The 25,615-nt window shown below is 40.5% G+C and carries 24 protein-coding genes, 1 pseudogene and 1 riboswitch; of the genes and pseudogenes, 7 read left to right on the forward strand and 18 right to left on the reverse strand.

Annotation, left to right across the window (positions count from 1 at the left end):
• The first annotated feature begins 64 nt into the window (after positions 1 to 64).
• Complete coding sequence (gene msrA / locus AAEU31_RS06665) at positions 65 to 598, forward strand: peptide-methionine (S)-S-oxide reductase MsrA (protein ID WP_135926043.1); 534 nt, start codon at positions 65 to 67, stop codon at positions 596 to 598.
• A 60-nt stretch (positions 599 to 658) separates the two neighbouring features.
• Here msrA and AAEU31_RS06670 read toward each other — a convergent pair whose 3' ends face one another.
• The 3 genes from AAEU31_RS06670 to AAEU31_RS06680 all read right to left on the reverse strand — a co-directional run bounded on the left by AAEU31_RS06670 (position 659) and on the right by AAEU31_RS06680 (position 3,718).
• Positions 659 to 2,512, reverse strand: coding sequence for a TonB-dependent receptor domain-containing protein (locus AAEU31_RS06670; RefSeq protein ID WP_421966826.1), 1,854 nt, complete (start codon positions 2,510 to 2,512; stop codon positions 659 to 661).
• A gap of 34 nt (positions 2,513 to 2,546) precedes the next feature.
• Positions 2,547 to 2,702: riboswitch (cobalamin riboswitch) on the reverse strand.
• 171 nt (positions 2,703 to 2,873) lie between these two features.
• Complete coding sequence (locus AAEU31_RS06675; protein ID WP_421966827.1) at positions 2,874 to 3,113, reverse strand: hypothetical protein; 240 nt, start codon at positions 3,111 to 3,113, stop codon at positions 2,874 to 2,876.
• 122 nt (positions 3,114 to 3,235) lie between these two features.
• Complete coding sequence (locus tag AAEU31_RS06680) at positions 3,236 to 3,718, reverse strand: YajQ family cyclic di-GMP-binding protein (protein WP_063703177.1); 483 nt, start codon at positions 3,716 to 3,718, stop codon at positions 3,236 to 3,238.
• 157 nt (positions 3,719 to 3,875) lie between these two features.
• On the opposite strand from AAEU31_RS06680, the gene AAEU31_RS06685 reads away from it, so the two are divergent.
• Both AAEU31_RS06685 and AAEU31_RS06690 read left to right on the forward strand, forming a co-directional pair.
• Entirely contained in the window at positions 3,876 to 4,226 is a 351-nt protein-coding gene (locus tag AAEU31_RS06685; protein ID WP_138557245.1) for a VanZ family protein, read from the forward strand.
• Positions 4,219 to 5,112 carry a ketopantoate reductase family protein gene (locus tag AAEU31_RS06690; protein ID WP_421966828.1) on the forward strand — a complete coding sequence of 298 codons (894 nt, stop codon included), beginning with the start codon at positions 4,219 to 4,221 and terminating at the stop codon, positions 5,110 to 5,112. Before AAEU31_RS06685 ends, AAEU31_RS06690 begins: the two co-directional genes overlap by 8 nt.
• 90 nt (positions 5,113 to 5,202) lie before the next feature.
• Here the strand turns inward: AAEU31_RS06690 and thiI are convergent, their stop codons facing one another.
• Together thiI and AAEU31_RS06700 are read right to left on the reverse strand one after the other, a co-directional pair.
• The gene (thiI, locus tag AAEU31_RS06695) at positions 5,203 to 6,660 is read right to left on the reverse strand and encodes a tRNA uracil 4-sulfurtransferase ThiI (RefSeq protein ID WP_421966829.1); all 1,458 of its coding nucleotides are present in this window, start codon (positions 6,658 to 6,660) and stop codon (positions 5,203 to 5,205) included.
• A 109-nt stretch (positions 6,661 to 6,769) separates the two neighbouring features.
• On the reverse strand, positions 6,770 to 7,423 hold the full coding sequence (locus AAEU31_RS06700) for a TetR/AcrR family transcriptional regulator (RefSeq protein WP_421966830.1): 654 nt from the start codon (positions 7,421 to 7,423) through the stop codon (positions 6,770 to 6,772).
• A 226-nt stretch (positions 7,424 to 7,649) separates the two neighbouring features.
• On the opposite strand from AAEU31_RS06700, the gene coaD reads away from it, so the two are divergent.
• Positions 7,650 to 8,132: a pantetheine-phosphate adenylyltransferase gene (coaD, locus tag AAEU31_RS06705; protein WP_135926050.1), complete on the forward strand. Its 483-nt coding sequence runs from the start codon at positions 7,650 to 7,652 to the stop codon at positions 8,130 to 8,132.
• Positions 8,129 to 9,490 (forward strand): capsule assembly Wzi family protein, encoded by a 1,362-nt coding sequence (locus AAEU31_RS06710; RefSeq protein WP_421966831.1) that lies wholly within the window; start codon positions 8,129 to 8,131, stop codon positions 9,488 to 9,490. The genes coaD and AAEU31_RS06710 overlap by 4 nt, the downstream gene beginning before the upstream one ends.
• A 10-nt stretch (positions 9,491 to 9,500) precedes the next feature.
• Here AAEU31_RS06710 and AAEU31_RS06715 read toward each other — a convergent pair whose 3' ends face one another.
• The 8 genes and pseudogenes from AAEU31_RS06715 to argC all read right to left on the reverse strand — a co-directional run bounded on the left by AAEU31_RS06715 (position 9,501) and on the right by argC (position 17,500).
• On the reverse strand, positions 9,501 to 9,968 hold the full coding sequence (locus AAEU31_RS06715; protein WP_135926052.1) for a hypothetical protein: 468 nt from the start codon (positions 9,966 to 9,968) through the stop codon (positions 9,501 to 9,503).
• 703 nt (positions 9,969 to 10,671) lie between these two features.
• A complete protein-coding gene (locus AAEU31_RS06720) occupies positions 10,672 to 11,202 on the reverse strand; it encodes a hypothetical protein (protein WP_253038273.1) in 531 nt (176 codons plus the stop codon).
• Between the two features lie 21 nt (positions 11,203 to 11,223).
• Positions 11,224 to 11,430: a hypothetical protein gene (locus AAEU31_RS06725; RefSeq protein ID WP_253038272.1), complete on the reverse strand. Its 207-nt coding sequence runs from the start codon at positions 11,428 to 11,430 to the stop codon at positions 11,224 to 11,226.
• A gap of 241 nt (positions 11,431 to 11,671) precedes the next feature.
• Positions 11,672 to 13,536 (reverse strand): annotated as a pseudogene (gene argH, locus AAEU31_RS06730) (argininosuccinate lyase).
• Positions 13,537 to 13,588: 52 nt separating this feature from the next.
• Positions 13,589 to 14,791: an argininosuccinate synthase gene (locus AAEU31_RS06735; RefSeq protein ID WP_421966832.1), complete on the reverse strand. Its 1,203-nt coding sequence runs from the start codon at positions 14,789 to 14,791 to the stop codon at positions 13,589 to 13,591.
• 9 nt (positions 14,792 to 14,800) lie between these two features.
• Positions 14,801 to 15,721 (reverse strand): ornithine carbamoyltransferase, encoded by a 921-nt coding sequence (locus AAEU31_RS06740; protein ID WP_135926058.1) that lies wholly within the window; start codon positions 15,719 to 15,721, stop codon positions 14,801 to 14,803.
• A gap of 7 nt (positions 15,722 to 15,728) precedes the next feature.
• Complete coding sequence (gene argB / locus AAEU31_RS06745; protein ID WP_421966911.1) at positions 15,729 to 16,490, reverse strand: acetylglutamate kinase; 762 nt, start codon at positions 16,488 to 16,490, stop codon at positions 15,729 to 15,731.
• On the reverse strand, positions 16,490 to 17,500 hold the full coding sequence (gene argC, locus AAEU31_RS06750) for an N-acetyl-gamma-glutamyl-phosphate reductase (protein WP_421966833.1): 1,011 nt from the start codon (positions 17,498 to 17,500) through the stop codon (positions 16,490 to 16,492). Before argC ends, argB begins: the two co-directional genes overlap by 1 nt.
• 220 nt (positions 17,501 to 17,720) lie before the next feature.
• On the opposite strand from argC, the gene argE reads away from it, so the two are divergent.
• Positions 17,721 to 18,872, forward strand: a complete 1,152-nt coding sequence (gene argE, locus AAEU31_RS06755; protein WP_421966834.1) for an acetylornithine deacetylase — start codon at positions 17,721 to 17,723, stop codon at positions 18,870 to 18,872.
• A gap of 29 nt (positions 18,873 to 18,901) precedes the next feature.
• On the opposite strand, the gene panP is transcribed toward argE, so the two are convergent.
• Positions 18,902 to 20,530, reverse strand: coding sequence for a pyridoxal-dependent aspartate 1-decarboxylase PanP (panP, locus tag AAEU31_RS06760; RefSeq protein WP_135926061.1), 1,629 nt, complete (start codon positions 20,528 to 20,530; stop codon positions 18,902 to 18,904).
• A gap of 248 nt (positions 20,531 to 20,778) precedes the next feature.
• On the opposite strand from panP, the gene AAEU31_RS06765 reads away from it, so the two are divergent.
• The gene (locus AAEU31_RS06765; protein ID WP_421966835.1) at positions 20,779 to 22,629 is read left to right on the forward strand and encodes a bifunctional diguanylate cyclase/phosphodiesterase; all 1,851 of its coding nucleotides are present in this window, start codon (positions 20,779 to 20,781) and stop codon (positions 22,627 to 22,629) included.
• Here AAEU31_RS06765 and trmB read toward each other — a convergent pair.
• Genes trmB through AAEU31_RS06785 form a run of 4 tightly spaced genes read right to left on the reverse strand, consistent with a single transcriptional unit; the run spans position 22,626 to position 25,607 of the window.
• A complete protein-coding gene (gene trmB / locus AAEU31_RS06770; RefSeq protein ID WP_421966836.1) occupies positions 22,626 to 23,291 on the reverse strand; it encodes a tRNA (guanine(46)-N(7))-methyltransferase TrmB in 666 nt (221 codons plus the stop codon). The two genes, AAEU31_RS06765 and trmB, sit on opposite strands and share 4 nt — an antisense overlap.
• Positions 23,291 to 24,058, reverse strand: a complete 768-nt coding sequence (locus tag AAEU31_RS06775) for an ABC transporter permease (RefSeq protein ID WP_135926064.1) — start codon at positions 24,056 to 24,058, stop codon at positions 23,291 to 23,293. Before AAEU31_RS06775 ends, trmB begins: the two co-directional genes overlap by 1 nt.
• Complete coding sequence (locus tag AAEU31_RS06780) at positions 24,058 to 24,987, reverse strand: ABC transporter ATP-binding protein (protein ID WP_055021568.1); 930 nt, start codon at positions 24,985 to 24,987, stop codon at positions 24,058 to 24,060. The genes AAEU31_RS06775 and AAEU31_RS06780 overlap by 1 nt, the downstream gene beginning before the upstream one ends.
• Entirely contained in the window at positions 24,984 to 25,607 is a 624-nt protein-coding gene (locus AAEU31_RS06785) for a flavin prenyltransferase UbiX (RefSeq protein WP_135926065.1), read from the reverse strand. The genes AAEU31_RS06780 and AAEU31_RS06785 overlap by 4 nt, the downstream gene beginning before the upstream one ends.
• Positions 25,608 to 25,615: the final 8 nt, after the last annotated feature.

The raw sequence follows: 25,615 nt of genomic DNA on the forward strand, positions 1-25,615 counted from the left end.
AACGCCGTCTTTACGGCGTTTTGTTTTTTCAGCTATAGTCAGCAAAACAGTGAGGGAATAAACGATGGATAACAACATACAAATAGCTACTTTTGGCGGTGGCTGCTTTTGGTGTATTGATGCCGCATTTAGACGAGTGAAAGGCGTGCTTAATGTCAGCTCTGGCTATGCAGGCGGTGAAATTGAAAACCCAAGTTATCAGCAAATATGTACTGGCTTAACGGGTCATGCTGAGGTTGTTCAGCTCGATTTTGACAGCAGTATTGTGAGCTATAATACCCTTCTTGAAATGTTCTTTACTTTACACGATGCCACACAATTAAATCGACAAGGCAACGATGTAGGCACACAGTATCGTAGTGTTATTTATTATCATACTGAGCAGCAAAAAGCTGAAGCGCAAACGATGATAGCAGCTTTACAGAAGCAAATTCGTGAGCCAATTGTCACTGAACTTAGCCCAATATCGAACTTTTACCCAGCAGAGCAATATCACCAAGACTATTACAATGAAAACCCGAATCAAGGTTATTGCAGTATCCTTATCGCGCCTAAACTTGAGAAATTCGGTCAATACTTCGCTGATAAACTAAAATGAAAAAAGCTCGCTAAGTAGGTAGCGAGCTTTTAGACGCAGAACTAATAATTTTCCTTATTATTAGAACTGATAACGGGCACCTACAAACAAGCGGCGCTCGGCCGTGTTGTAGTAATAAAACTCGTCGTTGATAAAGTCACCATCTAAGTCAGTGCCATAGGCATCAACGGCGTTATACTCTTTATCGAATAGGTTTTCTACTCGTAAAGACACAGTTAAGTTGTCAGTCGCTTGGTAGTGACCGACTAAATTCCATAACGTATACGAAGGTAAGTGAGTTAGCTTGCCATCACGGTCACCACGGTATTGCATATCAATACCGGCATCAAAATCACCCCATGCTTTATGTAATGACCAATTCACACTGTGGTTTGACACATAGGTTAGTGACTGACCGGTTTCGGTATCTTCAGCAGAGAGGTAAGTGAAGTTAAAGCTGTGATCAAAGCCAAACACTTGGTTTTTAAAGCTAAACTCAACACCTTCATGGCGAGCTTCGTTTATATTAGTTGGGATCCACTGCCCTGCTGCATTTGGTGCCCAGGCGATTTTGTTGTCGATTTCGCTGCGGAAAATCGCAATATCAAGGCTAATATCATTCACATTGAGTGATAGGCCTAGCTCTTGATTGTCTGATGTTTCAGGATTTAACTCTGGATTACCCGAGCCTGGATAATATAGGTCATTAAAAGTTGGAGATTTAAAACCAGTACTTTGACTTACACGGAATGTAGCGATGTCATTTAAGTGATAGCCAACAGCGGCTGTGTAAGTTGTTTCATCACCAAACTGCTGGTCATCATCTTGGCGAACAGTTAGGTTTGCAAGTACTTGTTCATCATCATAATAAGCGCCAATGAACGCAGCGAATACTTCACGGCTGTCTTTTAAGTAAGTACCTGAGTTAGTGTTTACTTCATCTTTATACCAATTTAAACCGCCGCTTAGTGTTAATGCTTGATTGAAAAAGTATTGACCATTGTAATCAATTTGCTCACGCTCAGTTTCAAACTTATCGACTACTGTCGCGCCAGTGTAATCAATGCGTGAATCATCTGAACTATCAGTTGATATGGCAATATCGATGGCATGGCTGTGTTTGTCGAAAGCTTTTTTCCAGCCTAATGATGCTTGGTAATTTTCGAACTCACCTTTTTCTACCGTGCTGTCTGCTGGGCTATAGGCACTATCGTATTGTGCTTCGCCTTCTGAGTATTGTGCTTGCGCTAAAAACTCACCTAGTTGCTCATTTTGATAACCTAGATTAAAGCCAAGGTTTTTGTTCTCGTAGCCGTCTTCATCTGGCGCTAAACCTTGCAGCACATCAAAGCCATCTGTTTTTTCATAGCCAGCATTAACAGCAACATCAACACCCGCAAACTGACCGCCTGTCGCCACTTGATACTCTTGATAAGCATCTGAGCCAAAAGTGACATCTAAAGACGTATTTTGTGCTTTACGCGTAATGATATTGATCACACCCGCTAGCGCATCAGAACCATATACAGCAGCACGTGAGCCTTTTACTACTTCAACACGTTCAATACTGTTTAAAGGAATATTGCTAATACTTTTATAGCCAAGTGTTGCTGATCCTGTACGTACACCATCAATTAAAATAAGCGTATGGCGAGAGCTTGCGCCACGTAATGAAACACCTGAGCTTTGCCCAAAACCACCATTGGCATTAATTTGAAAGCCAGCTTGAGTTGCCAGTAAGCTTGGTAAGTCACGAACATAACTTGCCTCAATATCAGCACGGTCAATAACTGTAACACTAGCTAATACATCATTAATTGATTGTTCGAATTTATTGGCAGTAACTGTGATGTGCTCGATTGATTGCTCGTCAGCAGATACAGAAAAAGACAACGCAGCAGCAATCGCTACGCCTAACGCAGATTTATTTAGCATGATATCCCCTAGCCTGTGCCCACCGCACACGCAAATAGTAAGTTACTTCAAGGCCGGTCTCCGGACTCTGCGTATGTATGGCATACACATTACCGTTGCGGGGGCAGTGTTGGCATTGTTTTCTCCCTGAAAACGCACCAACTTCCCGATTATCTTGCAACTATTTCACCCTTTGAAATAACACGTATCTTTGTAGATACAGCAAGCACCTTGAAAATAGGCTGCTATTGTGATGATTTTGGAGAAGAATGTCAATGGACGGCTATACCGCTAAAGACAAGTTTTAAGCTGTAAGCCGTAAGCCGTAAGCCGAAAGTAAAAAAGCCAATCACATGGTGATTGGCTTTTATCAAACAAATAATTACCAGAAATACTCATGGGGTTTTGAGTTTCCTAACGGAAAAACAATTCCTTCTGGGTCAGCACCATTCATCACACGCTTGCAAAGTGCTTTATTTAAGCATCTTCTTGGCTTAGTCATCGTCATTTTTACCCACCAACTTGGTGTTTGTTGATAAAAATAAGTACTGTGTGGACCTGTGTATTTTCTGTTTATTTTACCGTATTTATTACGGTCAATTGTTTTGTTTTTTACTGACATAAATATCCTCTAGCTGAAAATAGCTAGAAGATATCTTTTTCTCTGTAACCTAATATTCGTCTCATGATACGCTCCTTGTAAAGCTCAGAAACTTACTGGCTTACAGCTTAAAGCTATAAGTTTTAATCGCGGAAGTTTTTGAACTGGAATGGTTGACCTAAATCAGCAGTACGAACAACTTGCATTGCTTCTTGTAAATCATCACGCTTTTTACCAGTTACACGTAATTCTTCACCTTGAATCGCGGCTTGTACTTTGATTTTTGAGTCTTTAATTAACTTAACGATTTTCTTCGCTACGTCTTTTTCGATACCTTGCTTAAGTGCAACGTCACGCATTACGTATTTGCCGCTACGTGACTCGTCTCTTAATTCAAGGCTAGATACATCCAAACCACGCTTTGAAATTTTTGCTGCAAGAATGTCAAAAAGTTGCATCACTTGCTGTGGTGCTTCAGCTTTTAACTTAATTACTTTGTCACTTAGTTCGATTGATGCATCAACACCACGAAAATCAAAACGCGTCTCTAGTTCACGCTTTGCATTATCTACTGCATTCTGCGCTTCGTTCATTTCTACTTCAGAAACAATATCAAATGAAGGCATGGGGTTCTCCTAACATAGTCTTTTTTAAATTCGTTTATGGTTGGCAATTATAACGCTTATTTGTCGATTCTTTCTATTTTTATCCGATTTGTTCAGGTGCGATGCAAAAATTGTTTGATATACTGGCCATTCAATTTCGGCATTTTTAGGGGTTATTGTGACAAGGCGTGTTTACCAAGTTATCTTTTTAGCCAGCATTATTGGCTTTACGATTTTATTTGCCAAAGAAATTAAAGGGGTTGGCAACCTGTTTCCTCACGTCGATAAAGTAGCGCACTTTGGTATTTTCTTCATACTCGCTTTGGTGATGGACAAGGCATTTAAGTTACCTCTAATGGTACAAATTTTACTGTTAGCAGGCTACGGAGCCGCCATTGAATTTATGCAAGATATGCTGCCTTATCGCCAAGCCTCAGTTGGTGACTTTATCGCTGACTTTATTGGTGCTGTAAGCTATTTTGCTATAAAGCTTGGCTTTCATTTAGGTAGTAAGCAACGTAATGGCTAATTTATTAGTAGTGGGTGATGGCGCAATAGGCCTGCTATTTAGCCATTTTTTATCTGCACAACATGACATCACATTACTGACTCGTAAGCCAACCCTGACCACGCGTTTTTATCAAGCAAGTAATGGCAAATCACACCCTATTAAAGCGCACCTTATTAATTATGCAGAATTAAATCAATCGCCGCCCTTTGACTTGGTATTAATTACTGTTAAAGCATTTCAGGTGCAAGCAGCTTTTAAGCAAATAAAACCTTACTTTACTAAAAACTGCCAACTTGTTATTTCTCACAATGGTATGGGTAATGTCGATGAACTTAATGCCCAACTGTTAGACACTCAAGGGTTATCGTTTCTAACAACTCGTTTAGCTGGCTTTAAAGCAACGCCCTATAGTGTAAACCACACAGGAAATGGCGAAAGTGTGCTTGGCGCATGTAATGCAGCAGCAACTGAAAAACTCAATGAACTTGAACATCTATTTAGCAGCCTGCCACACTTTTCAGTGAGTGATGATATTCACTCATTGCGCTGGCAAAAACTGTTAGTCAATATTGCCATTAACCCGTTAACAGCAATCCATAACGTTAAAAATGGCCAACTCCGTGCACCGCAATTTAGCACTCGCATCATTAATTTACTGAGTGAAGCGTGTCTGGTAGCCAATAAACAAGGTGTTGATGTAAAGCTTTGCGAGGCACTTGATCAAGCCTACTCGGTGATGACTGCAACTGCAGAAAACTTTTCTTCTATGCAGCAAGATATCAGCCATAACCGACAATCAGAAATAGATGCAATTTGTGGTTATGTGTGTGAACAAGGCGCTAAGCTAGGTGTAAAAACACCGTATAACCAAGCCATGCTGAGTATGATAAAAATAAAAAGCTAGCTACTAGAGGAAAGAGTAAAGTTACTAGCTTCTGACAATTATTTCAGGCATTAAAAAAGCGCGAACCTGTCGCGCTTTTATCACCATCCCTTACGGACGATACACTTTGACGTTGCTGAAGCCTTCTTCGTGTAAGATCAGCGCTTGAAGCTGACTCATCACACCTTTAGCACAGTATAAGTAATATTCTTTATCTTTTGGTAAGTCACCAAATTTAGTCGCTAAGCGGAAGAAAGGTAAATGCACAACTTCAATACCTTCAAGCTCAAGTGGATTTGCGTCTTCTTCTTCAGGTGAGCGAATATCAACAACAACCGCTCCCTTTGGTAAATCAGATACAGACTCGGCTTCATTTACTTCTTGCTTAGCTTCGGTGTCGATATCACGGATATCCATCACACGGGCATTTTCAACAACCGTATTTAACACGTCAAAATCAAATTTAGCTTCTTCGGCAAGAATCGTTTTAATTTTGGCTTTAACCGTTGGCTTTTTAGAAATCACACCACAGTATTCAGGCATGCTTTCTGCCATTTCTGCGGTACCAATTTTACGAGCAATATTAATAATATCTTGCTTGTCGTGTTGGATTAACGGGCGAATGATTAAAGTTTCAGTTACACGGTCAATCACGCTTAGATTAGCCAGTGTTTGGCTTGATACTTGGCCAATACTTTCACCTGTTACTAATGCTTGCACACCTAACTTTTCTGCAACTTGGCTACCTGCACGCATCATCATACGCTTAAGCACCACACCCATTTGACTGTTTTCTACATTTTCTAAGATTTCAGCTACAACAGGTTCAAAATCTACAGTGACAAACTTTACCTTATGGGTAGAGCTAAACTGTTTCCAGATATAATAACTGGCTTGTTTAACACCGATTTCGTGAGCTGCCCCACCTAGGTTAAAGAATAAGAAGTGAGTTCGCGCGCCTTTGCGGATCATCTGGTAGCTTGCTACACCTGAGTCAAAGCCACCCGACATAAGCGACAGTACATCTTCTTGTGTTGGTAACGGGAAGCCTGCCATACCTAAGTGAGTTTCAGTAACGATATACGCTTTATCATCTCGCACTTCTAAACGAATGGTTACTTCAGGATGGGATAGTTTTACGCTTGCACCTGCAACATGCTGGTTTAAGCCGCCACCAACATAACGCTCTACATCGCTAGAAGTAAAATCGTGTTTACCCGAACGCTTACAACGCACACAGAATGTTTTACCTTCGATAGTGTGGCCAATTAGCTCAAGGGCTTTTTGATAAATATCGTCTAACGAATCAAAGTCTGTTTCTGTAACTTCGATAAATTGCACAATACCCGGAATGCGTTTTAAGCCATCGATGATATCTAGGCGAACTTGCTCAGAATCTAAAAGGCTCACAACCGAAATATTATCCCAGTTGTTTCTAACTTGTACTTTTTCGTCAACACGACGTAAGACGATCTTAATGTTATTTTCTAATAACTTGGTAAAACGCTTACGAACAGATTTACTCTTGATAGCGATTTCAGGGTGTAATTTGACGATAAATTTAAGCATAGTTCACTCTTAGACTGTGGGATTCACACGCCCCGAGGCATACCAACCTCAAGGGCGCGCGATTATAACAAAAATTATAGCGTCTAGGAAATAAACTGCTTGGCTGGGGTTATTGTTCAGGACCTGAGGCTTCGCTGAGTGCTAGATATTTTGCCCTTAGCTGATTTACCTGTGGTAAATGCTGCTCTGTGCAATGCGCTTTTAACAGCAATAGCACTTTTAAAATACCATTGTAGATATCTTCCCTTGCTAACTCACCACTTAAGCGACGCGCCTTTATATACGGGGTCCAAAAGCTAACCGTCATTTTTAACATGTGTGCAAGCTCTGTGACATCATCATCTTCAATACAGATGATACCGCCAGCACGAAGTGCTAATAAAACTTCTTTCACTTGCTCTAGCAACGCCGCTTGAAAATCAATGTAATCTTTTTTTAATACTTCATCGCGAGATAAAATATCACCCAAGTTGTCATAAAAAAATTGATAACGCCACATCAGTTCAAACAGCGAATCAAGGTAACCTGCTAGGTTTTCAAGTGCATCATCATCAGGAGACAAGGGTTTAAAATGCGTATGTAAATGTTCACTATATAAAGCAAAGATATGACGGATAATGTCTTCTTTATTTTTAAAATGGTAATACAAGTTACCAGGGCTAATGCCCATATGTGCAGCAATATGGTTGGTTGTAATAGCACGCTCACCGTGGCGATTAAATAACTCGATGCTGGTGTGTATGATTTTATCCTTTGTACTCATATGCTGTTTACTCTGTTGTTGTGGTTATTGCATTCTATTGCCCTGCTAAGCCAAGCAGTATAAACAAATGCGTGACAATTAAATACTACCTTGAAAAATAATAACCTCAATCGGTGCAGTACCTTAGATGGGTTTTACAATCTAATAAGATACGCGTATTTTCTAAGCTGCAGACAGGCTAAAACACTGTTAATATAGCAGGCAAATTTCTAAATCGCTGATAGTTATGAACGTTACTGCAATATACCCGGGTACATTTGACCCACTTACAAATGGCCATACTGACTTAATTCACCGAGCAGCGAAAATGTTCGATCATGTCATCGTTGCTATTGCGCACAACCCAAGTAAACAGCCGTGTTTTACGCTTGATGAGCGCGTTGAACTTGCTAATAACATCTTGGCACACCTAGATAATGTGAGTGTAATTGGTTTTTCTGGACTATTAGCAGATTTAGCTCGCGACCATAAAGCTGAAGTGCTCATTCGCGGTATTCGAGCTGTTTCTGACTTTGATTACGAGTTTCAATTAGCCAATATGAACCGTCGACTTAACCCTGATTTAGAAAGTGTATTTTTAACACCCGCCGAAAAAAATTCGTTTATCTCATCAACCTTAGTAAAAGAAGTAGCAAGACACAATGGTGATGTTAGCGAGTTTGTTGATCCTATTGTTGCTAAAGCTTTACAGGAAAAAATTCGCGGATGAAGCTAAAAAAAATACTTACCCTAGGGGCCTTTTTTATGGTCTCGACACCGACTATAGCAGGCCCTTGGGTTGAAAGTGACGATCCATTATTACGCGCCTCAATCGAGATGTTATTTAACCAAGGTGTGATTAAACAGCCTATAAATAGCTACCCTTTGATGTGGCAAGGTATTGCTCGCGATCTTAGCCTTGTAGATAGCAATCAACTTGATGAACAGTCTCAATTTGCTTATCAACATGTGAAACACGCGTTAAATATTGCTAAGCAAAAAACAGATTCAGGGGTTCGACTAAACTACAATGGCAGCACTGATACTCAACAAGGGTTTGGTAAACGCCATCAACAGCAAAGCGGTGTTAATAGCTACGGTTCAATAACGGGTAAACGTGTAAGTGCAAAAGTGAGTGTTAATTACGCAGATGATGCACTCGACGAACAGCATGTAAACTACCAAGATAGCTATTTAGCGGTGTTGGTTGGTAATTGGTCACTCAGTGCCGAGCAAGTCAGTCATTGGTGGGGACCAAGTAACGATAACGCGTTACTACTTTCAAATAATGCAGCTCCCATGAAAGGTTTGCGTTTCACAAGAGCGAATACTCAATATGTAGGCCCAAGTTGGTTATCATTTATTGGTAATTGGCAACTGACTGGTATTTATGCCAAACAAAAGCCATATTTGAATACAAGCGACAAAGGTGATTATTGGGCGTTGAGGTTTGCTAGTACCCCTTTAAATGGTTTAGAAGTGGCAGTTAGTACAGCTGGCTCTGACTATTTAACAACTCCAGAATTAGCTCCTATTAATCTTGAGAATAACGAGCAAACGCATCGTTTAACAGGGATTGATATTAAATACTCAACCACTTTAATGTCGGTTCCTATTGCCGTATATGGTGAATTAATGGGCCGCAACGAAAGCGGTTTGGCGCCAAGTGAGCCGTTTTACACCGTTGGCTTTGAAAGCTACTTTGGTACAACTGATAGCTTGCTAAAAACGTATCTCGAATACTCGAATACTCAGCAAAAATGTAATATTGCCAGAGACTGTGTGTATGGCTCAGGCAGCTATACCCAGCGCTCGCGTTTAATTGGCAGCTCAACACCAGAGCAAAGTAAATCAGCAGTGCTTGGGGCTTATTATCACACCCTCAACGGCTATGGCGGACATGCTAAACTACGCTGGATTGATAGTGAAAATATCATTAAGAGTAGCCAATTGCAGTTAGAAGTAGGCTATCAACAAGCATTACTCAGCGGTCTTTGGAAAGTAACTGGATTAATTTCAAGAGATGAATTAAACGATAACAACGAAACCAACACGGCCCTCAGAACCAGCTGGGAATACCGCTTTTAACTAATTGAGGTCAAGCTAGCCTAGCTTGACCTGTTAAACCCTTATATAGCCGCACCAGCCCCAAAAAGTCTTTATTAGAGAAAAGTGCAATGAGCATCATGATGTCCATGACATTGACTGTAACCGTATAAAAGCTCCAGAACCACCAATCACCCGTATAGGCATAATTGATGTCATAATACATACCTAAAAAAAGCGATGTGTTGATCAAAAGCCCAGTAAAAATATAGAGCTTTGCTGGCACCAAAGTTACCTTTCTGCCACGAGCAATTAAGCTAATAATTAAAAGTATTAGTAGATCCGAAACAGCCCAGATCATATAAGCAAAGCTCGAGTCTAGAATATTATAGCCTAGCGCTATATTTAGTAATGGATCACTCATCATATAAGAGATAAACAGTGCCAGCGACATCCACATAAGTGTTTTGTCACCATTAGGCGTAGACGACTTCTTCACCATGTTATATAAAAAAGACATCAGAAACCCCCACATAATAAATGCGGCGAGATAGACCCCAAAGTTTTCTTGGATTAATTTAAGCATTCGATATTAACTTTAAATAATCTACGTCTAACAAGCTTGAACAATGCCACGAACTTAAAAAAATCCTTGTTAGTTAGTAATGCTACTAACATTGTTATGTCCACCAAGTTAACAGTGACCGTGTATAAATCCCATAAAAACCACCTTTCATCATTACCATTCACATCAACATCAATGTATAAAAAAAAGAACAAAGTGCTATTTATGAGCAGCCCAACAATGACATACAACTTAGCGGGATAATCTTCAATAGAACTACCTCGAGTCACGAACATAATGATGAATAAACATGCTAAATCTAGAAAACACCAGAGAATAAAGCCTGAAGCACTTTCTAGAAACTTTATCTCGAAAGCCATAGACACTAAAGGATCTGTCATTAAATAAGACAGAAAAATCGCCAAAGAAATCCACATCAATGTTTTATCTGTATGAACAAGTGATGATCTCTTAACCAAATTGAATAAGAAAGCCATCAAAAAACTCCACATGATAAATGTGGCTAGATAAGTACCGAATGATTGCTGAATGCTTACCAATAAACTATTGAAATTCATAGAAAGAGAAATGCCACTACAAGAAATTTTTGTATCAGGGAAGAAACTAAGCTAAATGCTATATACGGATAAAATTTTTATTATCTGTAGTTAAGTTTATGTTTTTTACGATTGCCAAACAAATTACGTTTTATTTTACTTATAAACAGAAAATCTTTGTTAGTGATTAAAGCTACAATCATTAAAAAATCAACAACGTTAACTCCAATAGAGTAAAAAGTCCAAAACCACCAGACTTCTCTATTCCACAGAACTATTAAATCAATATGAATAAGAGCATAAAGAACGCTATTAACTACTAACCCTGCATAAATATATTTTGCTGCTATTGAAGTTTTAGATAAGAAATAATGAGATATGAGAATGAAGGCGAGTGTAATAACATCGTATATAAACCATTCGATGTATAAGTTAGTATTAGAGCTTTCAAGATTAATAAAGTGGTTGCTGCTGAAATAAGAAACAGCCATGAAAAAAGATGTTATTAATAAAGACTTGTCTTTATTAAGCTCACTTACATAAAAAAACAAATTAAGTAAAAATGCGAGTAGCATCCCTAAAACTATAATCGTATCGAAATGTAAACCAAGCGAGCTTAAATCAAAATACATCTAACTTTTTATTTCCAATAATTATGTCTCTTTTTTATCTGGAAAAACTAGACCACCGCCACCGCGTTGGATCTCAGCCCCACCAGATAAAGAAAGCGCTTCATTTGATAAAGTTACTGTATCAGATTGCAGGGTTTTATTACTAGTAGTTTGTTCCAAAGCTGGCTTAGTTTGTTGCATTTGGCTGTATGCCTGCATTTGCAATTGGCTATTATTTGAAATTTGCATAAGATAATTCCTTTAAGTTAACTGTTGTGCACCTTGACTTTACATGCTGAATGTAAGCTTTCTTAACGTTCTCATTTTTTTGACGCTTTTTTGTGCATTAATGTGATGTTGCCACCACACTAATCTAAAAGCAATTAGCGATCCAACTTTTCGTTAACATATGATCTTTTTGATCTTCAGCTTATTATTAGACATAAAAAAACGCACAGGGGTAACCGTGCGTTTTTTCTATCCAGGGAATTTAAGCCACGCTTTTACACGGGATCACCGCTTTAGTACTTGGCTTTAAAATGAATTCCATTGCAACTTCATCGCAATTATCTTTTCGTAAGCAAAGCTCACAGTCTTTTATAACTTTCTCGGGCAAGCTGTCTTTGCTACAGTGGCTAAACCCTTGCTTTGCAAAAAATTCTGGCACACGCGTAAGTACAATGATCCTGCTAAGCGCCAATTTTTTGGCTTTTACAAGTAAGTGCTCAACAAGTAGCTTACCTTGTCCCGACACCTTTGCTTGTGGATCAACGCCTAACGAGCGGATCTCGGCAAGACCGGTATCATAGATATATAGTGATGCGCAGCCAGTAATTTTGTTATTACATTGTGTAACAGCAAACTCGTTGATTGAATGAACCATATCACTTTTAGCTCGCGGAAGGTTTTCACCTACCGCAGCCCAATATTGGATAAGCTTTGCTATCGATTCAACATCACCTAAGTTTGCATCACGAACCGTTATTTGCTGTTTTTTTTTGCCTGCTTAATTGCACTCGACACTTGCTCTAATGAAGTGCCACCAAGAGCTCGACGGGCTTTAATACAAGCATCTATCTCTAGTACAGGATAAACATCTGACTCAAAAATACTATGCACAGACTTAAATTCTTCTAAACTTAAATCTTCTAAGTTATTCCCTTGGGCAATAGCCATTTGCACTAAGGTTCCTACAATGTGGTGACCCTCTCTAAATGGAATTCCCTTAGCAACTAAATAGTCTGCAAGCTCGGTCGCATTTGAGTGTCCACCTTTAGCTGCTGCAAGCGTTTTATCAGCTTTTACTTTGATACCTTTAATACATGCTTGCGCCATATGAATACAAGCAAGCCAAGTTGGCATTGCATCAAACAAGCCTTCTTTATCTTCTTGCATGTCTTTGTTGTAGGCTAGTGGCAACGCTTTTAATGTCATCATCATGGCGCTAAACGCACCAAAAACACGGCCTGTTTTACCACGGATCAATTCTAATGCATCAGGGTTCTTTTTCTGTGGCATTAATGATGAGCCTGAGGTTACGCCATCTGAAAGCTCTATAAAGCCTGCTTCACCTGAATTATAAAAAATCAGATCTTCAGCCATACGCGATAAGTGGATCATCGAAATTGATGCACAGCTTAATAGCTCAACCACAAAGTCACGGTCAGATACAGCGTCAAGACTATTGCGTGTTGCCCCGGTAAAACCTAGCCCCTCGGCAAGAATCTGCCTGTCAATTGGGTACGCAGTGCCTGCTAATGCACCACTACCTAATGGGCAATAATTCATACGGTTTTTGGCATCATTTAACCGGCTTTCATCACGCTCAAGCATTTCAACATAAGCCATACACCAATGGCTAAATAACACAGGTTGAGCACGCTGTAAGTGTGTGTAGCCCGGTAAAATAGTACCGAGTTCACGCTCAGCTAAGGCAACAAACTCCGCTTTTAAGTCACTAATTGCTGTTAAGATGTGCTCTGCGGTGTCACGACACCATAAGCGGAAGTCTGTAGCAACTTGGTCGTTACGACTACGACCGGTGTGCAGTTTCTTTGCTAAATCACCTACTTTGTCAATCAGTGCTGACTCAACATATGAATGAATATCTTCATGACCTGCAACTGCTACAGCTTGTGGATTAGCTTTAACTTCTTTTAACAAAGTATTCAGTGCTGCAACAAGATCGTCATACTCTTGCTGATTTAAAACATCAACTTGCTTTAAAGCACCTGCCCATGCAACTGAGCCAATAATATCTTGCTCTGCAAGCTGATAATCGAAAGGAAGTGAGTCATTAAATTGTTTAAACGCTTCATCTGGACCCGAAGAAAAACGTCCGCCCCATAATGCCATTGAACTGTCTCCAAATTGGGCTATCGCCCCGCAAAGCGGGGCGATAATAAAATTACTTTTTCGTTAGTGCTGAGATTCTGCTAGAAAGCGAGAATAAACGAATGAAGCCTTCTGCATGTGATTGATCATAAACATCATCTTCACCAAAGGTTGCAAAATCTTCGCTGTAAAGGCTGTTTGGAGATTTCTTCTGTACCGCAGTTACTTGGCCTTTATAAAGCTTCAGTACTACTTCACCTGTTGCCAATTTAGTCAGAGACTCCGCACCCGCTAAAATTGAGTCTTTTAACGGTGTAAACCAACGACCGTCATACACTAAATGTGAAAACTCACCGCCAAGTACTTCTTTCCATTTACGGCTTGATTTATCTAGCACTAGTTCGTCAACAGCTTGTAATGCAGCCATGATCACAGTGCCTCCTGGCGTTTCATAACAACCACGCGACTTCATGCCTACTAAACGGTTTTCTACGATATCAACACGACCAACACCATGTGGCGCAGCAATGTTATTTAATTTAACTAAGCAGTCATACGGTTTTAGTGATTCACCATTCACAGCAACCACTTCGCCTTCAACAACATTTAATGTCACATATTCAGCTTCATTAGGAGCTTGTTCAGGAGAGTTAGTCCAAGTCCATACTTGATCACTTGGTTGGCACCATGGATCTTCAAGCTCACCACCTTCGTGTGAAATATGCCATGCGTTTGCATCACGGCTATAAATTTTTGTCGCAGAAGCTGAACACGGAATATTACGCTCTGCAAGGTAATCAAGTAATGATTCACGGCTTGATAAGTCCCACTCACGCCAAGGTGCAATCACCTTTAGGTCTGGTGCAAGGGCTGCGAAACATGATTCAAAACGCACTTGGTCGTTACCTTTACCCGTACAACCATGCGAAAGCGCATCGGCTCCTACTTTACGAGCAATTTCAACTTGTGCTTTAGCAATAATCGGACGAGCCATAGACGTACCTAGTAAGTACGTACCTTCGTAAATAGCGCCAGTTTTTAATGTTGGATAAATATAATCACTTACCATTTCATCTTTTAAATCAACTATATGACACTCAGACGCACCTGAAGCAATCGCTTTTGCTTCAACGCCTTCTAGTTCTTCAGCGCCTTGACCTACATCAGCAACAAAGGCAATTACTTCACAGCCATAGTTTTCTTTTAACCAAGGCACGATTGCCGATGTATCTAGACCACCAGAATAGGCTAATACGACTTTTTTAATTGAACTCATTGGTGTTCCTTAAACAAAATTTGGATTTAGTAATGTCACAAGAAGAGCGTTCTGCGCATGCATACGGTTCTCTGCTTGTTGAATAATTTTTGATGCCGGGCCATCCATTACCTCAGAGGTAATTTCAAACTCTCGATGAGCCGGCTGACAGTGCAGCACAGTTTGTGCGCCAGTCTTCTCAAGCAATGCCTGATTTAGCTGATACGGCATATACTTAGCTTTAACTTGCTCAAGCGGTGTTTTATCACCCATCGAAACCCACGTATCAGCATAGACTGCATTTGCACCAACTGCCGCTTCAATTCGGTCACTGACCATTACAGAGGCGCCATTCATCGCTGCAATTTGCTCAGCTTGCTTAAGAATTTGCGAATCAGGTGAGCTACCTTTAGGGCAAACTGCTACAAAATCAGTGCCTAAAGTGGCTGCTAACAGCATCAGTGAGTGAGTTACATTATTCCCCTCACCTAAGTAAGCTAGCTTAAGTTTACTAACATCGCCATGTACTTCTTGAAGAGTCAAGAAATCAGCCAAAGCTTGGCATGGGTGATATAAGTCGCACAAGCTATTAACAACAGGTACGCTTGAAAACTCACCCAAAGTGGTAAGTGTTTTGTGTTCGAATACACGAGCAACAATACCATCTGCCCACGTTGAGATATTAAGTGCAAAGTCTTTAACTGATTCACGTGCGCCCATGGCACCATTTTGTGAATCAAGATAGACCGCATGACCACCTAGCTTATTAATACCAATATCAAATGATAAACGGGTACGTAAACTAGGTTTTTCAAATAAAGTAACCACTGATTTACCTGCAAGCGCTTGGCTAAAATCTGCAGGATTTGCTTTAATTTTTTGCGCTAAGTTAAGAAGTTTAAGTGCGCCTTTTTGGTCTAACTCTAGACCCGATAAAAAATGATTTAACATGAAATACCTATGGTGTAATTTTCGTTCCTACGTGCTCGCCTTGTAATAAAGCGACTAAGTTTTCTGGCTTTAGCCAGCTTGAGATATACACACCACGTCGTAAATGTTGGGCAGCAAGAAGGCTGGTCTTTACTTTGACCTCCATCCCGCCCTGAATAACTCCTTCAAGGATAAGTGTATCGATTTGCTGCGTATTTAATTGATGTAATGGCTGCTTATTTGCGTCAAGTACAGCTTCTACATCAGTCATAAAAATAAGCTCTGCATTGAGCTCTTTCGCTATGGCTGCGGCTGCTTCATCGGCATTTACGTTATACCACTGACCGTCCTCTCCAAAGCCTATTGAACTAACAAGAGGTAAGCGACCTTGTTCTAATAAGCTCGGTAACACGCTATGACTGCTTCCACTACATTGACCAACTTGGCCTAATACTTTGAGTTTTTCTGAAACTACAACGCCCGCCTCATAAAGGCTCAAACCAACAGGCTTATGGCCCGCACCGATAGCTTGACTCATAAGCTGTTTGTTAGCACAACCTGCAAGTGCCCCGACAATATAAGGCATTTGTTCATTAGGACTGATGCGTAATCCTTGGTGCTTTGCAGTTACAAAACCCGCCTCTTTTAACCATGCATCTACAAGCGCTCCACCGCCATGCACAATCACAAAATTAGCGTGTTCTTGCGATGCTAGAACATCGAACAATGCTTTTGCTGCATCGGCAGTGTTTAATACTGCACCACCAATTTTAATAACCCATGTTTTCATCATAGTGCTCCGCTAAGGCCTGTATGATGAGGTTCACCCATCGCTAAATTAATACATTGTAACGCTTGGCCTGCAGCACCTTTTAATAGGTTATCAATCGCAGACATTACAATTAATTGCTGACCTTTTTGTTGCCATGCAATATCTACATAAGGTTGTTTTGCAACACCTTTTATACTCGGGATCTTATTACCTAATAAGCGGATCAATGGCTCATCGGCTAAAACTTGATATGCCTCTTTAACCTGTTCAGGGGTAACATCTGGCTTTAGCTGCACATAAATGGTTTCTAGGATGCCGCGTGGAAAATTACCTAAATGCGGGGTGAATAACACTGGATGTCCAAGATGCTGCTCAATCTCCGGCGTGTGTCTGTGATTAAATAAACCATAAGGGGCAAGTGATACTTCGCAAAAATGCGTATTAACACTGGCTTTTCTACCAGCGCCTGTCACACCTGACACAGCATTAACAATAACAGGCTGCTCAGCCATTAAGTTTGCTTGTTTAAGGGGCTTTAATGCGTTAAGCGCTGCTGTCGGATAACAACCCGCTACAGCAACAAGCTTTGCTTTACTGATCGCATCACTATTCCATTCAGCTAAACCATATGCAGCTTGTGCTAAAAGCTCAGGGTGTTCATGTGCGAAACCGTAATAAGTTTGGTAATCCTCATTCCCAGCTAAACGGAAGCCACCTGAAAGGTCGAATACTTTTTTACCCATAGCTAAAAATTGTGGCGCAAGGTCAACACTTACTTTGTGATCAGTACACAAGCACACATAATCAGCATTATTTTCAATATCTTTGTAAGCAGCTGTTGTTAGTGCTTGTAAAGGATACTCTAACAGCCCTAAATGCTCAGGATATAAATCACTTAATAATTTACCTTTATCTAAACTGCCCTCTGAGACATAACATGCTTGTAGGGTTAATTTAGGGTGCTTAGCAACTAAACTTGCTAGCTCTGCGCCGCTATAACCACTTGCGCCAATAATCACTACATTCATTGCTTACTTTTACCTATTAAATCTATTTATCGATACGCCTAAAACTTCTCGCTGAAAAGCGAATAAAAACACTGTCTAAAGTAATGAAATCAGGTTATCGTCGTTTTGTGTTCATAGTACAGTTACACTAATATTTATGCTTAAAAAGTGAATTGATATTCATCATAAATACTTTTATATTGTTATGCAATTAGATTGAATAATTATTTTTGGATTTTTTATGTCTTTACCGTCTTTTTTATCTATGTACCAGCAATTGATTGCAGCGCCTTCAATCAGTGCAATTGAAGATTCACTATGTATGAGCAATAAAGAGGTGATCTCCTTGCTTGCCTCTTGGTGTGAAAGCCTCGGTTTTACTTGCGAAATAACAGAACTGGAGCAAGGTAAAGGCCGTTATAATTTATTGGCAAAACGCGGAGAAGGTGACGGTGGATTAATGTTGGCAGGTCATACCGATACAGTGCCATTTGATGATAGCCGCTGGAATTATGATCCCTTCAAACTCAGCGAGCATAACAATAAATTATATGGCTTAGGCAGTATTGATATGAAAGGCTTTTTTGCCTTTGTTTTACAAGCTATTAGTGAGCTTGATGCAACAAAGCAAACTGAGCCTTTATTAATCTTAGCAACCGCCGATGAAGAAACCACAATGGCGGGTGCGCAACAAATTTGCCGCCACCCTAACTTGAAACCAGCGCGCTGTATTATTGGTGAACCAACCGATATGACTCCTGTTTTCACTCATAAAGGACATATGAGTACAGCCATTCGGGTAATTGGTCGCTCAGGCCATAGCTCTGATCCTGAACGTGGTTTAAACGCCATCGAAGTGATGCATAAAATGATTACAAAATTGTTAATCATTAAAGAAGAATTAAAGAATAAATATTCAGTTGACCACTTTGAAATTCCGTACCCTACTCTGAACCTTGGTCATATTCATGGTGGCGATAACGCCAACCGTATTTGTGGCTGCTGTGAAATGCACATCGATATGCGACCACTGCCCGGTTTGAGCGTGCAAGAACTGCAGGCGATTTTGCTAAGTGCTGCTGAAGAAATTAATAACCAATACCCAAATGCAGTGAGTGTTATCGACATGCATGAACCTATCCCTGCATTTAGTGGCAGCACAGATACTGCGCTTGTAAAACTAGCTGAAAAAATCTCAGGACAACCTGCTGTTGCTGTAAACTACTGCACTGAAGCTCCCTTTATTCAACAACTAGGTTGCGAAACGATTGTGATGGGGCCTGGTTCAATTAATCAAGCCCACCAGCCTGATGAGTTTTTAGCGATGGAAAAAATAAAACCGTCACAAGAGATAATTAGCAAGATGATTAAAGCAAGCTGCTTTAGTGAATAGTAAAAAAAGGGAGCATAACGCTCCCTTTTTTAATCCATGTACTTACTTAAGTACTTTTTAAATACCGGATCGGTTTTCGCCAGCTCTTTTTGCTCCGCCAAAATATCTTTAAGAATAGCTTTAGAAGTGAGCGGATTTGCTAATACAACTCGAAATACCACTGTTGGTTGATGGTCATATTTTGCAGGTGTCAAACGAGTACGCGATACAAAAGAACGACCGGCTTCACGCTGACGCTTTTGCATACTTGCAGTAAAGCGATTTAATGACGCATAGATGTCGAGCTTGGTCTCTTCGTCGGCGTCTTTTATTTTGGCCTGAATTTCTTTAGGCACATAGCGGTACGTTAATAAACAAAGCTCAGGCTCAGAAATAAGCTCAAAGTCTTCATCCTCTTTAATCATCTGCGCAAAGGTACGCGCCTTTACTATGCCGCGGTCAATCAACATTTCATAGCCTTTACGGCCAATAACACGTAAGCAAGCATGCACTAACATCGCCATACCTGGACGACTTCCCTCAAGTGTATGACTACCTAAATCTTTCGAGCCTTTACGAAGAATATACTCGGCATGATGTTCAATCGCATCTGTAGCAGCAGGGTCTTTAAATAACACTAAGCCCGCCCCCATAGGCACATACATTTGCTTATGCGCATCAATAGTGATCGAATCAGCACGCTCTATACCGCTTAGTAGGTGGCGATAATTCGTTGATAGTAAAGTGGCTCCCCCCCATGCAGCATCGACATGAAAATGACAGCCTAGTTCAGCGCTTAAATCAGCCATTTCATTGAGTGGGTCTATACTGCCGGTTTCTGTAGTGCCAGCAACCCCTACTAATGCCATCACTTTAATGCCTGACGCTTCGAGTTCATAAGCCTTCTTACGCATGGCATTAACGTCAACTTTATTATTCTTATCAGTTTCGATGGCAATAATGTTATCGCGACCAATACCTAATAAGTCGACCGTTTTCCCCAAAGAGTAATGACCCCGCTCAGAAACAAGCACAGCCAACCCTTTATAGCCGTAGTGCAACATACCGGCGATTAAACCTTGTGCTGCAATTCCCTTGTAATCACCATCGGCTTTTAATAGCCGATTGCGGGCAATCCATAATGCGGTGATATTGGCTACTGTGCCACCTGAACAAAACGCCCCAAGAGAGGTTTTAGCGCTATGCATCCACTTGCTGTAAAAAGCATCGTCTTCACTATAGGCTAGATGGTGCATCATGCCTAACACTTGTCTTTCAAGGGGTGTAAACGCTTTTGATGTTTCAATTTTAACTAGGTTCTGGTTCAAGCCCACCATCAATTTTGATAATGGCAAAACGAAGTGCGGCAATGCCGAGGTCATATGACCAATGAAGCTTGGTGCTGCAGTATGAACAGAATGCGCAACTAACTGCTCCATAATGTCTTGTGCATAGTCAGAGACGAAAGTTGGCTCTTCAGGGATAGTGGCCGACTGAAAATCTTTTTCAATCTCGTGCAAGGGCTTCTCAATCGCCGCTATGTTCTCATTTAAGAACCCAGCAAGATTGCTTGAAATTTCTGATTCGATTTTACTCAAGGTTGAGTCAGGTGCCTCTGGCACCGTAAATATACGAATCAAGCTTTCTTTTGAGGCGACGGCACAACGCTTTTGATCCATCCTAATACCCATTCTAAGCAGCTAAAAATGAATTAGATGTTGAAACATCACCGTTTTCACTTTTGCGGCACTGTTGCTACGAAATTGGCTAACTTTACTGGAATATCACGAAAATGTCTCGTCTAAAGCAAAAAAGCCACGTCTTCGATGACAAAAAAGTGATCTAAAAATGACATTTGCGGTAATTTTATACTATCGATTAAGTCTTTTTTCAGTATAATCAAGTAATAACAGCTAAGGGAGCACTTATGCCCAAAGGAATGCAAAAAACCAGCTGGCTACTTTATGGCTTTGCCGCTTTTTTTGTTAGCTTATTTGGTTACATTTACTATACCTATGAAACCACTCGCAATGAAATAATCACGCATGTTGATAACAAATTATTTAATGCTGCTGTGAGTGTAAAACATATCTTAGGTGATGATTACCATGATCGAGTTAATGCTGGTTTAGCTATCTCTCCTGCTGTATACAAAGAAAAAAGTCGCGCACTCTCTGAGTATGCAAAACAAATGCAACTTGCCTATGTCTATGCCATGGTTAAGCGTGATGATACCGTCTACTTCAGTGCTTCAAGCTATACTCAAAAAGATCAAAATACAGGCAAAGTTACCGAGTTTTTTGACATCTACCCTGAAGCAACAGAATTAAATAAAGAAGCCTTTAATTCAACAGAACCTGTTTATGAAATTTCACAAGATCAATGGGGCTACTTTAAAAGTATTTTCGTAACCTTTGTCGATAACAACGGCCAGACCTACATCACCGGTGCAGACATAACACTTAGCGATTTTAATCAGCAACTACAATACAGTGTTACTCGCGCAGCAATTACAGCCTGTTTCTTTTTCTTTATAGCAGTATTAATTGCAGGCCTCTATTTTTTACAACTCAAACGCTCACTATCAACAGATGCTCGCACAGGCTTTGCCAACCATGTAGCGCTAGAGTATTACTTAAAAAAGACAACAAAATATCGCATGGAGCTCGCGGTTATCGTCATTAATGAATTAGACGATATCAGTAGCTTTTACGGTACCGAAGTCAGCGATAAAGTTATGGCAAGTTTACTTGGCTACTTCCAAGCACGTTTGCCGAATGACTGCTTTGCCTATCGCCTTGCCACGAATAAGATAGCTTTGTTGCAAACGCGCAGCTCTGACAAAGAATTAGAAGAAATAATTAACACCTTCAACAATGCGATCCCGGTGTTAAAAGAACCGTTCATTTACGTTAGCTTGTATGCAGGCATTGCATCTGGCAACAAGCTTATGCTTATCGAAAATGCCCACATAGCCTTACAGCAAGCAAAGTTTAATAATCAGCGAGTTGTTCGCTATGAAAATGTTTTTAAACAAGTCGAAGAGCGCTTTAGAAATAATGTAACGCTTGCCAAAGAGGTGAAAGAAGCATTTGATAACAATCGCATTGTGCCTTACTTTCAAGCTATTTATGATACCAACACTGAGCAGATTGAGCACTACCAATGTCTAGCGAGATTAGCCAGTGCCCAAGGCCGTATTCATAGTCCTGACTACTTTATGACGGTGCTCAAACGCTCACGTATGGATGGGCTGTTAAGACGTACTATGTTTACCCGTTGTGTTGAGCATTTTAGAAAAACCAACCTAAGCTGGAGCATTAACATCACCGCGCAAGATATTCTTGATCCAAGCTTAAGTGAGTTTTTCGAACAGCAACTAAGACGCTACCCACAGCCTCATAACATTATTTTTCAATTTCATGAAAGCGATGCTATTGCTTATTTTAGTGAGGTAAAAACCTTTATTAGCCTTTTAAAAAATAAGGGAGCGCAGGTGTTTATTAATGAGTTTGGCTCAGGCTTTTCAAACTTACCGCATATTCTAAAATTAGAGATCGATGGTTTAAAACTCGATAAAAATCTTGTGAGTCAAATTCATAGTAATAATGATAACTTTTTGTTTATTGAGAATTTAGTAAAGTACGCTAATCAGCTAAACCTGCAAGTTATCGCTGAGCAAGTGGATAACGAACAAATTGCTGACGCGCTGTCTCGTGCGGGGATTAATTTAATGCAGGGGAGCCACTTTTCATCGCCAGCTCCCTACATTCATTAAAGGTTGATCACTAAACGGTGGCTTTGCTGACCGCTAGCCCAGTATTTACGTTCAAATGGCGTGATTGCTATATCGCTCTCATATAATTGAACATCACAAGGATGTCCTGCAAGCTCGAGCGAGCGGGCAAATTCCTTCACGTAAATATCCCAATTGCTTCTGAGCTCTAAACGACCGCCTAATTTAATGATAAACGGAAAAATAGCAGCGCCATGCCAGCGCCTTTGCAAGTGCTTTGCTTTCGGCCATGGATTTGGGTATAGCAAATAATGATGCGTCGGTTGCCAATTAGCAGCTACCGCTAAACGCCAAAAGTCGTTTAAGTCTGCTTGCACTAAAATATACTGGCCCGCATCGGTTTGCTTATACTCTATCTCATGCTTCTCTAAGCGATGAGATGACTTATCTATACCAATCACCAACGCATCAGGGTGACGCTTAGCTAAGTTAGCCGTACTTTCACCTACACCACAACACGAATCAAGGATTATAGGCCCGTCAAACGCTTGAACCTTTTCATTTACCTCATCAAAAGCCGCTTGCGTGTGCTGTGCAATCGGCTTTTTAAAATCCGCACTTAAGTGCTTTAAAACTATTTCGTCTAACTTTTCATGTAAGCCAGGCTGATTCGATACAATACTTCTCGAATTTGCATCCGTCATTAGTGTCTAAGCCCCACACCACGTTTAATAAGCGTTAACGCTAAAGTAAATAAACCCACAATAAATAAACCAAGTACCCCAAAAGCTACCGATAAATCGACATCAGACACGCCTAAAAAGCCAAATCTAAATGCATTGACCATATAGATGATTGGATTCACTTGCGATACACCTTGCCAAAACTCCGGTAACAAGCTGATTGAGTAAAACACTCCGCCTAAATAAGTTAGTGGAGTAAGAATGAAGGTTGGAATAATACTAATATCATCAAAGCTATTTGCATAAATTGCGTTAATGAGGCCACCTAAAGCAAATACCGCTGAGGTTAAAATAACCGTCGCCATGATCACAAAAATATTATGAATTTGGATATCAACAAACAGCAATGATACACAGGTAACAATTAAACCAACTAGCATGCCTCGTGTCATACCACCGCCCATGTAGCCAAGTACGATAATGTAGTTTGGCACTGGTGCAACTAAGAGCTCTTCAATGCTTTTTTGAAATTTAGTCGAATAAAAACTCGAGGCAACATTAGAGTAAGAGTTAGTGATCACCGACATCATAATCAGACCCGGTACAATAAACTCCATGTAAGTAAAGCCACCCATATCACCGATACGCGAACCAATCAGATTACCAAAAATAACAAAATAAAGGCTCATCGTGATTGCTGGCGGAACTAAGGTTTGCACCCAAATACGTAAAAAGCGAATACACTCTTTGATCCAAATACTTTTTAGCGCTACTCCATATTTAAACATTATTCGCCTCGCCCTTGTTCTAATAACCCTACAAACAGCTCTTCTAAACGGTTTGCTTTATTTCGCATACTCAGCACAGTATTACCTTGTTCAGTCAGCGCACTAAACACCTGGTTTAAGCCCTGAGACTTCGCCACTTCAACTTCTAAAGTGTGATCATCAGTCAGTGTGTATTGGTAACCTTCAATGCTAATTGGCTGCACTGGCTGCTTTAAATCAAGTACAAAGGTCTCTTTATCGAGCTTGGCAAGTAGCGCTTTGATAGTGGTGTTTTCAACAATCACGCCACTGTCGATAATCGCGATGTTTTTACATAACAGCTCAGCTTCTTCTAGGTAGTGAGTAGTCAAGATGATGGTCACACCTTGCTTATTTATCTCGCGAAGAAAATCCCACATCGAGCGGCGTAGCTCAATATCAACACCGGCTGTTGGCTCATCTAAAATAAGTAATTTAGGTTCATGCATCAGTGCACGAGCAATCATTAAACGGCGCTTCATACCACCTGACAGCGTACGCGCTTGCTTATCTTTTTTCTCAAATAAACCCAGTTGCTTTAGATACTTTTCAGCACGCTCATGCGCCAGCTTTCTTGGTACACCATAATAGCCCGCTTGGTTAACCAAAATTTGGTTCAGTGTTTCAAATTGACTAAAATTAAACTCTTGCGGCACTAAACCTAGTTCAGACTTAGCGGCTTCTAAATCTGTATCAATGTCATGCCCAAACACCTGGACACGGCCAGCGCTTTTGTTCACTAACGATGAGATAACACCAATGGTAGTTGATTTACCGGCACCGTTCGGACCAAGTAAAGCAAAGAAATCGCCCTGTTGAACTTGTAAGTCGATGCCCTTTACGGCTTCAACACCATTTTTATAAACCTTTTTTAGGCCTTCAATATTTAATGCGATCGTTTTTTCGCTCACTGTTTGCCCTCTCCATAACCCCAACGCTTGGTCAGAGTATGTTCAATGTTTAAATGATCTAAAATTCGCGCCACCATAAAATCAACCAAGTCAGAAATCTGCTCTGGCTGATGATAAAAACCCGGTGCCGCAGGCATAATGGTTACGCCTAGCCTTGCTAGTTTCAGCATGTTTTCAAGATGAATTTCGCTAAATGGCGTTTCACGCGGGACTAAAATCAGCTGCCCCCGTTCTTTAATAACCACGTCGGCGGCGCGTTCAAGTAAGTTATCTGACGCACCTACCGCAATTGCAGACACTGAACCTGCACTACACGGACAAACCACCATTTTTTTCGGTGCAGCAGAGCCCGACGCAACAGGACTAAACCAGTTGTCTTTACCAAACACCTTTAGTTGTTCAGGCGCAGCATTAAAAAGCGTGCTTAACTGTTCTGTCGCTTTATCTTCGTTACCCGATAGCTTGATATTCGATTCTGTATCAAAAACCACTCGAGCTGCACTTGAAATGAGTACATACACCTGAAACTGCTGCTGAAGTAACACTTCTAATAACCGTAAACCGTATGGCGCACCAGAGGCACCGCTAAAAGCTAAGGTTATTTTATCTTTAAATTGCATATTTTGAC

The organism is Pseudoalteromonas thalassia (assembly GCF_049257215.1).
Lineage (GTDB): Bacteria > Pseudomonadota > Gammaproteobacteria > Enterobacterales > Alteromonadaceae > Pseudoalteromonas > Pseudoalteromonas lipolytica_C.

Excerpts from the sequence above, each read along its gene's own strand:
- panP (WP_135926061.1), bottom strand. The coding sequence starts at position 20,530 with ATGGATCAAAAGCGTTGTGCCGTCGCCTCAAAAGAAAGCTTGATTCGT.
- AAEU31_RS06785 (WP_135926065.1), bottom strand. The coding sequence starts at position 25,607 with ATGCAATTTAAAGATAAAATAACCTTAGCTTTTAGCGGTGCCTCTGGT.
- AAEU31_RS06765 (WP_421966835.1), top strand. The coding sequence starts at position 20,779 with ATGCCCAAAGGAATGCAAAAAACCAGCTGGCTACTTTATGGCTTTGCC.
- AAEU31_RS06700 (WP_421966830.1), bottom strand. The coding sequence starts at position 7,423 with ATGAGTACAAAGGATAAAATCATACACACCAGCATCGAGTTATTTAAT.
- argC (WP_421966833.1), bottom strand. The coding sequence starts at position 17,500 with ATGAATGTAGTGATTATTGGCGCAAGTGGTTATAGCGGCGCAGAGCTA.
- AAEU31_RS06720 (WP_253038273.1), bottom strand. The coding sequence starts at position 11,202 with ATGTATTTTGATTTAAGCTCGCTTGGTTTACATTTCGATACGATTATA.
- msrA (WP_135926043.1), top strand. The coding sequence starts at position 65 with ATGGATAACAACATACAAATAGCTACTTTTGGCGGTGGCTGCTTTTGG.
- thiI (WP_421966829.1), bottom strand. The coding sequence starts at position 6,660 with ATGCTTAAATTTATCGTCAAATTACACCCTGAAATCGCTATCAAGAGT.
- AAEU31_RS06710 (WP_421966831.1), top strand. The coding sequence starts at position 8,129 with ATGAAGCTAAAAAAAATACTTACCCTAGGGGCCTTTTTTATGGTCTCG.
- AAEU31_RS06675 (WP_421966827.1), bottom strand. The coding sequence starts at position 3,113 with ATGTCAGTAAAAAACAAAACAATTGACCGTAATAAATACGGTAAAATA.
- AAEU31_RS06680 (WP_063703177.1), bottom strand. The coding sequence starts at position 3,718 with ATGCCTTCATTTGATATTGTTTCTGAAGTAGAAATGAACGAAGCGCAG.
- AAEU31_RS06725 (WP_253038272.1), bottom strand. The coding sequence starts at position 11,430 with ATGCAAATTTCAAATAATAGCCAATTGCAAATGCAGGCATACAGCCAA.
- AAEU31_RS06690 (WP_421966828.1), top strand. The coding sequence starts at position 4,219 with ATGGCTAATTTATTAGTAGTGGGTGATGGCGCAATAGGCCTGCTATTT.
- coaD (WP_135926050.1), top strand. The coding sequence starts at position 7,650 with ATGAACGTTACTGCAATATACCCGGGTACATTTGACCCACTTACAAAT.
- AAEU31_RS06740 (WP_135926058.1), bottom strand. The coding sequence starts at position 15,721 with ATGTTAAATCATTTTTTATCGGGTCTAGAGTTAGACCAAAAAGGCGCA.
- argB (WP_421966911.1), bottom strand. The coding sequence starts at position 16,490 with ATGAAAACATGGGTTATTAAAATTGGTGGTGCAGTATTAAACACTGCC.
- AAEU31_RS06735 (WP_421966832.1), bottom strand. The coding sequence starts at position 14,791 with ATGAGTTCAATTAAAAAAGTCGTATTAGCCTATTCTGGTGGTCTAGAT.
- trmB (WP_421966836.1), bottom strand. The coding sequence starts at position 23,291 with ATGACGGATGCAAATTCGAGAAGTATTGTATCGAATCAGCCTGGCTTA.
- AAEU31_RS06670 (WP_421966826.1), bottom strand. The coding sequence starts at position 2,512 with ATGCTAAATAAATCTGCGTTAGGCGTAGCGATTGCTGCTGCGTTGTCT.
- AAEU31_RS06775 (WP_135926064.1), bottom strand. The coding sequence starts at position 24,058 with ATGTTTAAATATGGAGTAGCGCTAAAAAGTATTTGGATCAAAGAGTGT.
- AAEU31_RS06715 (WP_135926052.1), bottom strand. The coding sequence starts at position 9,968 with ATGTCTTTTTTATATAACATGGTGAAGAAGTCGTCTACGCCTAATGGT.
- argE (WP_421966834.1), top strand. The coding sequence starts at position 17,721 with ATGTCTTTACCGTCTTTTTTATCTATGTACCAGCAATTGATTGCAGCG.